Annotated in this window: 5 protein-coding genes; 3 read left to right on the forward strand and 2 right to left on the reverse strand. The window is 70.1% G+C overall.

The window, feature by feature from the left end; translation table 11 throughout:
• Entirely contained in the window at positions 1-4071 is a 4071-nt protein-coding gene (locus AB0B89_RS03995) for a Pls/PosA family non-ribosomal peptide synthetase (RefSeq protein ID WP_358547733.1), read from the forward strand.
• A gap of 12 nt (positions 4072-4083) precedes the next feature.
• Here AB0B89_RS03995 and AB0B89_RS04000 read toward each other — a convergent pair whose 3' ends face one another.
• Positions 4084-4668: a helix-turn-helix domain-containing protein gene (locus AB0B89_RS04000; RefSeq protein WP_358547736.1), complete on the reverse strand. Its 585-nt coding sequence runs from the start codon at positions 4666-4668 to the stop codon at positions 4084-4086.
• Positions 4669-4834: 166 nt separating this feature from the next.
• Between AB0B89_RS04000 and AB0B89_RS04005 the strand changes: the two genes are divergently transcribed.
• Positions 4835-5779 (forward strand): SDR family NAD(P)-dependent oxidoreductase, encoded by a 945-nt coding sequence (locus AB0B89_RS04005; RefSeq protein WP_358547739.1) that lies wholly within the window; start codon positions 4835-4837, stop codon positions 5777-5779.
• Positions 5780-5831: 52 nt separating this feature from the next.
• On the opposite strand, the gene AB0B89_RS04010 is transcribed toward AB0B89_RS04005, so the two are convergent.
• On the reverse strand, positions 5832-6887 hold the full coding sequence (locus AB0B89_RS04010) for a lytic transglycosylase domain-containing protein (RefSeq protein ID WP_358547742.1): 1056 nt from the start codon (positions 6885-6887) through the stop codon (positions 5832-5834).
• Positions 6888-7308: 421 nt separating this feature from the next.
• Here AB0B89_RS04010 and AB0B89_RS04015 point away from each other — a divergent pair.
• The coding region (locus tag AB0B89_RS04015) for a lytic polysaccharide monooxygenase (protein ID WP_358547745.1) at positions 7309-7927 on the forward strand (619 nt) is incomplete at its 3' end.

Here is a 7927-nt window from a genome sequence, read left to right on the forward strand (position 1 = left end):
ATGACCAGACAGGCCGACGTCCAGGACGTTCAGCGCTTCGATCCCCGGCCCGCGCCGCCGGCCGGCCAGATCCTGATCGGTGCGAAAGGCCCGCGGGCGGCCCGGCCAGGGGGCGGGGACAGGCTCGAAGCGCTGTTCGAGGAGCAGTGCGACCGGCTGCGTGCCGCCGAGCGTGGCGACCAGCGGGCGGTGGACGCGGGCGACGTCGTGCTCACCTACGACGAACTGGACGCGCGGGCGAACCGGCTGGCCCGGTACCTGCTCAAGCAGGGAGCCCGGCCCGGCGATCGGATCGCCCTGCTGTTCGACCACGCCGTGCACTCCTACGCCGGCATGCTCGCCGTCCTCAAGATCAACGCGGCGTACGTGCCGATGGACGCCGGCTTCCCCGCCGACCGGCTGGCGTACATCGTGCGGGACGCGGGCGTGCGGACGGTGCTCTCCCTGTCGCACCTGCGCGGTCGCGTCGAGCACGTCGACGCCGACATCCTTTACGTCGACGAGGCGGAGAGCCTGGTCGCCGCCGAGGACGACCGGCGCCTGACGGACGACGAGCGCGGGAGGCCCGTCGACGAGCTCTGCTACATCATCTACACGTCGGGGTCGACGGGCAGGCCCAAGGGCGTGGCGATCCAGCACGCCGGCATCTGCAACTTCGTCCGCGTCGCGGTCGAGGCGTACGAGATGCGGGCGGACGACCGGGTCTACCAGGGCATGACGATCGCCTTCGACTTCTCGGTGGAGGAGATCTGGGTGCCCCTGCTGTCCGGGGCGACCCTGGTCCCGCGACCGCCGGGCGTCACCCTGCTCGGCCGGGAGCTGTGGGAGTTCCTCCAGGCCGGCCGGGTCACCGCGCTGTGCTGCGTGCCGACCCTGCTGGCGACCCTCGACAAGGACCTTCCCGGCTTGCGCTTCCTGCTGGTCTCCGGGGAGGCGTGCCCCCCGGACCTCGTACGCCGCTGGCACCGCCCAGGCCGCAGGTTCCTCAACGTGTACGGCCCGACGGAGGCCACCGTCACCGCCACCTGGAAGGTGCTCCACCCGAGCGAGCCGGTGACCCTCGGCGTGCCGCTGCCGACCTACTCCGTGGTCATCCTCGATCCGGCCAAGGCGCGGGTGGTCCCCTCCGGAGAGCTCGGCGAGATCGGCATCGCGGGGATCGGCCTGGCCGGCGGGTACGTCAACCGCGACGACCTGACGGAACGGGCGTTCATCCCGGACTTCCTCGGGATACCGGACAACCCGTCGGGCCGTATCTACCGGACCGGGGACCTCGGCCGCGTCAACGACGACGGCGAGATCGAGTACCACGGCCGTATCGACACTCAGGTCCAGATCCACGGGTACCGCATCGAGCTGGCCGAGATCGAGTCGGTCCTGCTCCAGGTGCCGGGGGTCGCGCAGGCCGTGGTCGACACCTACGAGCCGGAGCCCGGGGTCGTCGAGCTGGTCGCCTACTACAGTCCCCGCGAGGGCACACCGCGACTCGGCCAGGAGGACATCTACCGGCAGTTGCGCGGACGCCTTCCCGGATACATGGTCCCCGCCTACGTGGAGCAGCTCCCCGACATCCCGATGCTGCTGAGCAACAAGGCCGACCGAAAGAACCTCCCGCCGCCGAAGGGCCCCCGCTGCCTGGCCACCACGCACGCCTACGTGGCCCCTGCCACGCCCGCCGAAAGCGTCCTGGCCGGCACGCTGGCCGAGGTCGTCGGCCTCGAACAGGTGTCGGCCGACAGCCACTTCTTCGACGAGCTTGGGGCGAACTCGCTGCTGATGGCGCGCTTCTGCGCCCGCGTCAGAGAGCGGACCGACCTCGCGCCGGTGTCGATGAAGGACGTCTACCTGCACTCCACGGTCAGGAGCCTGGCCGCGGCCCTGGCGGACGCGGCCCCCGCCACCGAGCCGCGGGTCCCGGCGGAACCGAGCCCCGCGGCGAGCACGGCGCGGTACCTCCTCTGCGGAGCCCTGCAGTTCCTGCTGTTCCTGGGATACGCCTACCTCACCGCCTCGGTGCTCGTCGCCGCCTTCCGGTGGATCTCGGCGGCCACCGGTCCCGCCGACGTCTACCTGCGGTCGCTGGTGTCCGGCGGCGCGATCTTCGTGGCGCTGTGCACCGTCCCGATCCTGGCGAAATGGGCGCTCGTCGGCCGCTGGAAACCCGGGGAGATACCCGTCTGGAGCCTGGCGTACGTGCGGTTCTGGGCCGTGAAGACCCTCGTCAGGCGAAATCCGATGGCGCTCTTCACCGGTTCCCCGCTGTATGTGCTGTATCTCAGGGCGCTGGGGGCCAGGATCGGCCCCGGCGTCGTCATCCTGTCCAAGAACGTTCCCGTCTGCACCGATCTGCTGGCGATCGGCGGCGGCACCGTCATCCGCAAGGACGCGTATTTCCCCTGCTACCGGGCCCGTGCGGGCGTGATCGAGACGGGCCCGATCACCCTGGGGAATGACGCGTTCGTCGGCGAGGCGACGGTGATCGACATCGGCGCCACGCTCGGCGACGGGGCCCAGCTCGGGCACTCCTCGTCCCTCCAGTCGTCCCAGTCCGTTCCGGACGGCCGGCGCTGGCACGGCTCCCCCGCGCAGCCGACCACCACTGATTACCGGACGGTCGAACCCGCCGAATGCGGCACCTGGCGCAGGGCCCGCTTCGGCGCCCTGCAACTGCTGAGCGCGCTGCTCGTGTACATCCCCCTGACCCTCGGCGGCACGTACCTGCTCGGCACCCAGGTGCCGAGCCTCGCCGCGCTCACGGAGCGTTCCGCGGAACCGGTGGGCCGGCAGCTGTTCTGGGAGGCCCTGGTCACCTCCGGCGTGCTGTTCTTCGGTGCCGTCGCCGCCGGGCTCGCCCTGGTGGCCACCGTGCCCCGCCTGCTGAACCTCGCCGTCACACCGGGCAAGGTGCATCCCCTGTACGGCTTCCGCTACGGGGCGCAGCGTGCGATCACGCGGATCACCAACGTGCCGTTCTTCATGTACCTCTTCGGCGACAGCTCGTACGTCGTGAACTACCTCCGCGGCGTCGGGTACGGGCTGTCCACGGTCGAGCAGACGGGGTCCAACTTCGGCCTCGAACTCAAGCACGAGTCGCCTTACCTGACCTCCGTCGGCGGCGGCACCATGGTCTCCGACGGCTTGTCGATCATGAACGCGGACTTCTCCAGCACGTCGTTCCGCGTGTCACGCACGTCGGTCGGGGCACGCACCTTCGTCGGGAACAACATCGCCTACCCGTCCCAGAGCCGGGTGGGCGACAACTGCCTCCTCGCGACGAAGGTCATGATCCCCATCGACGGCCACCTGCGGCAGGACGTCGGGCTGCTGGGCTCGCCGTGCTTCGAGATCCCGCGCTCGGTGCAGCGTGACAGCGGCTTCGACCACCTGAAGACCGGCGAGGAGTTCCGCCGCCGCCTGTCCGCCAAGAACAGGCACAATCTCGTCACCATGGCGCTCTACCTGCTCGTACGGTGGATCTACGTGTTCGGCGTCACCCTTCTGTCCCTGCTCGCCGTCAGGCTGTACGGCCTCCTCGGCACGGCCGCCGTCGCCGCGGACATCGTGCTCACCCTGGTGTTCACGGCCGGATACTTCGTGCTGGCCGAGCGCGTCGCCATCGGGTTCGGGAGGCTGGAGCCGAGGTTCTGCTCGATCTACCAGCCGTATTACTGGTGGCACGAGCGCTACTGGAAGCTCAGCGTCACGACGCACCTGGACGTGCTCAACGGCACCCCGTTCAAGAACCTCTTCTGGCGGTTGCTGGGCGTGCGACTCGGGCGCAGGGTGTTCGACGACGGCGGCTACATGCCGGAGAAGACGCTGGTCACCGTCGGCAGCGACTGCACGCTGGCGGAGGGGAGCCTGATCCAGGCCCATTCGCTGGAGGACGGCACGTTCAAGTCCGACCACATCGTCATCGGGGAAGGCTGCACCGTCGGGATGAGGGCACTCGTGCACTACGGGGTCCGGATGGGCGACGGGGCCGTCCTCGACCCCGACTCCTTCCTGATGAAGGGCGAGGAGCCGGCCCCCCACGCCCGATGGCGCGGCAACCCGGCCAGACAGATCTAGGACCCGCCGCTGTCAGCGCGTGGCGGCGGCCCGGTAGCGCAGGCCGTCCATCAGCAGGTCGAGCAGGCGGCGGGCCTGGTCGCGCTGGGCGGGCTCGCCGGCGGCGAGCGACACCCCGCCGAGGCTCGCCAGCACGTCGCCCGGTTCGGTGTCCGACCGTACGGTCCCCGCCGCCGCGCCCGCCTGGAGCAGCATCGAGATCGCGGCGATCAGCCGGTCGCGGCTCTGCTCGTACGGGTTCCCGCCGGAGGCGATGACCACTCGCAACGCGTCGGCCATGCCCCGCTTGGTCGTCATGTAGTCGACGAAGTGATCCATCCAGGTGCGTGTCGCCTCGTCCGGCGGCATGGCGCGCAGGAGTTCCGCCGCGGCGTCGCACAGCCTCGTCAGCTCGTTGCGATAGGCCGCCTCGATGAGCGCCTCGCGGGTCGGGAAGTGGCGGTACAGCGTGCCGATGCCGACGCCCGCGGCCTTCGCGATCGCGTCGAGCGTCACGTCTGGCCCGTCCTGGGAGAACGCGCGAACGGCGACGTCGAGCAATCGGTCGCGGTTGCGCCGCGCGTCGGCGCGCAGCGGTCGAGGCCCTTCGGCCGGCACGTTCCCCTCCTCGTCGGTCCGTTTCGCCAACTGTCCCACTTCGGAGCCCGGCTTGCTAAGCGGAGGAACCTCCGATTAGAGTGGCACGTAGTGGAGGATCCTCCGTTTTCACCAGCGTACCGGCTTGGCGGCCCGATCCGGGTAGCCGAGCGAGACGGGAAACATCATGACTTCGACCACGCCCATCACCACGCCGTTCAGCGCCCGGTCCACGGCTGCCGAGGTCGTCGACGGCATCGATCTCACCGGCCGCCGCGCCATCGTGACCGGAGGGGCGTCCGGCATCGGCATCGAGACCGCACGGGCGCTCGCCGGGGCGGGCGCGGAGGTCACACTGGCCGTCCGCGACCTCGACGCGGGTGAGCGCACCGCGAACGACATCATCGCGACCACCGGCGACAAGCAGGTCCTCGTCGCGCCGCTGGACCTCGCCGACCGGGCCTCGGTGGCGGCCTTCGTCACCGCGTGGGACGGCCCGCTGCACATCCTCGTCAACAACGCCGGCGTGATGGCCTCGCCAGAGACGCGCACGCCCGAGGGGTGGGAACTGCAGTTCGCCACGAACCACCTCGGCCACTTCGGCCTGACCACGGGGCTTCACCGTGCGCTGGCGGAGGCCGGCGGCGCCCGCGTCGTGTCGGTCAGTTCCAGCGGGCACCTGCGCTCGCCGGTCGTCTTCGAGGACATCCACTTCCGGGAGCGCCCCTACGAGCCGTGGGCCGCGTACGGGCAGTCCAAGACGGCCAACATCCTGTTCGCGGTCGAGGCGAGCACGCGCTGGGCGAACGACGGCATCACCGTCAACGCGCTGATGCCCGGCGCCATCCGCACCAACCTCCAGCGGCACGTCACCGACGAGGACCTGGAGCGGATGCGCAACCAGAGCGGCGGCGGGTCGTACACGTGGAAGACGCCCGAACAGGGCGCCTCCACCTCCGTGCTGGTCGCCACCTCGCCCCTGCTCGAAGGCGTCGGAGGCCGGTACTTCGAGGACTGCGCCGAAGCGGCCCCGAACCAGCCGGGCACCCGCCGCGGCGTCGCCGCCTACGCCCTCGACCCCGAAGCCGCCGCCCGCCTCTGGGCCGTGTCCGCCGACACCCTGGCCGCGTGACCTCCCGGCCGCGGCCAGACGCGTCGCCTACTCCACGAGGTGCTCCTCCGGGTCAGCGGTCAGGGCCGGTGAGGCGGCGGTCGCCCTGGGTGGTGACGACGAACACCTGCCAGTTGTAGTAGGCGTAGTAGTTCCTGATGTCCTGCTTCATCTGGCGCGCGTGCAGCAGCACCGCGTCGACGTACGCCTGGGAGTGGTTGTAGGCGTACAGCGCGCGCCGGTAGTCGCGCGGTGCCCCCGACGCGTGCAGGTAGTTGGCCGCGGCGAGCAGGGCGTCCCGGGTGTCCTGGATGTCACCGCCCATCCCGTAGGCGGCCCATGTTCCCGGCATGAACTGCATGGGTCCCTTGGCGCCTGTGTAGCTCGGTGACCTCACGCGGCCGAACTTCGTCTCGACGAACATCACCGCGGCCAGCACCTCCCACTCGACGCCGAACCGGCGCTCGGCATGCCGGAAGTGGCCGAGCAGGACATCCGCGGGCTTGGGCGGCTGGACACGGAACTTGGCCGACCCGGTGATGGGCCGGACGAGGGAGCGCAGGTCGCGGATGGCCGTCACGTTGTCTTCCGCCTGCCTGGCCAGGGCCTTGGGCAGCCGGGCGTAGGTTCGGGAAGCGACCTTCGGATCGCCGGCCAGGTACCGGTAGACGCGCTGCTGGTGCAGCGCAAGCAGCACCACCGGCTCGGGCGCCTCCCCCTTGGCGGGATTCCCCTCGCGCACCCAGTCATCGGTGGCCTGCCGGAGCCGCGCGGTGGTGCTGATCAGGGACTCGGCCAGCCGTGACGGGTCCTTGGGGATCGCCGCGTCCGGGGCCGGGAGGACGGGCACCTCCCGTGAGGACTCCTTCGCCGGCGGCGACACCGCCCGCCCTGGGGCCGTACGCGTCGCGGTCTGGTTGGGCGTGGCCGTTGAAGCGGCACCTTGCGAGCCGGCGCATCCGGAGATCGAGACGGCCACGCTGACGAGCGAGGCGACCAGCAACCTCCCGCGCGACCGGCCCACGCCCCTGCCAGGTTGCCCGCGGCCCGAGGCGTCCCCCTCGATGGGCGTCGTGAGCCCGACCGGCCGGCGGTCCTGCCATGCGATCTGTGCGTGCTGATCCTTCATCGGTCCCAACGTACGCGCAGCGGCGACCTGCGAGGCGGATTTCCTGTGCGACGCCGGCCGCGGGCTCACTCGGAACCTTAGTGACAAGCTCTCTCGGGCGTCGGGCACTCGTAACCGGGATCGTCGAAGCCCCCCGGTGGACCATTCCGAGCATGCCGGGGTCAGTCGTCCTCCTGCGGGCACCCCTGCCTGACTTGATGCGGTCAAGCCATGAAAAATACAGGGTTGGGCAGCCGTCGCGTAGCGCACCATTGCCAGTGAATGGCCAGGTCATCGCCACTTCGCCCACCTTGGGCAGCGCAGGGAACGGTCTCCACTTTGTTGGTGGACTATCCAAACTAATCGCGGTCGGTTACTGTCGCGGCGACGCATTTGGGAGCGCTCCTGCAACTCGGATCACGCGGAAGATCGGAGACCCAACGTGCCATCACATCCTCATGCCCGGGCCGCCCGTCGATGGGCCGTCCGTACCACGGCCCTGCTGACCGCCATGGCGGCCTGCCTGGTGGTCTGGGCCGGCGCCGCCTCCGCCCACGGCTCGCTCGTGGACCCCGCCTCCCGTCACTACGGCTGCTGGCAGCGCTGGGGGAGCGACTTCCAGAACCCCACCATGGCGCAGCAGGATCCCATGTGCTGGCAGGCGTGGCAGGCCGACACGACGGCCATGTGGAACTGGAACGGCCTCTACCGGATGAACCTCGGCGGCAATTTCCAGGCCGCGGTCCCGAACGGCCAGCTGTGCAGCGGCGGACACGCCGAGAACGGCCGCTACAACGCGATGGACGTTCCCGGCGCGTGGAAGGCGACGAATACCCGCAACAACTTCACCGTCAAGCTGTGGGACCAGGCCGGCCACGGAGCCGACTATCTCCTCGTCTACGTCACCCGTCAGGGTTTCGACCCCACACGTCAGGCGCTCACCTGGAACGACCTCCAGTTGCTGACGCCGGGTAGCGGGCAGGAATCTCACCTGCCCGCCCCCACAGATCCGGACGTGAACCTCTCGATTCATCCGGCTCGTGCCGTCCAGTCGCCAGGTC

The organism is Sphaerisporangium sp. NPDC049002, from assembly GCF_040649355.1.
GTDB lineage: Bacteria > Actinomycetota > Actinomycetes > Streptosporangiales > Streptosporangiaceae > Sphaerisporangium.

Coding starts and splice junctions, on each gene's coding strand:
- AB0B89_RS04010 (WP_358547742.1), bottom strand. CDS start 6,887: ATGAAGGATCAGCACGCACAGATCGCATGGCAGGACCGCCGGCCGGTC.
- AB0B89_RS03995 (WP_358547733.1), top strand. CDS start 1: ATGACCAGACAGGCCGACGTCCAGGACGTTCAGCGCTTCGATCCCCGG.
- AB0B89_RS04005 (WP_358547739.1), top strand. CDS start 4,835: ATGACTTCGACCACGCCCATCACCACGCCGTTCAGCGCCCGGTCCACG.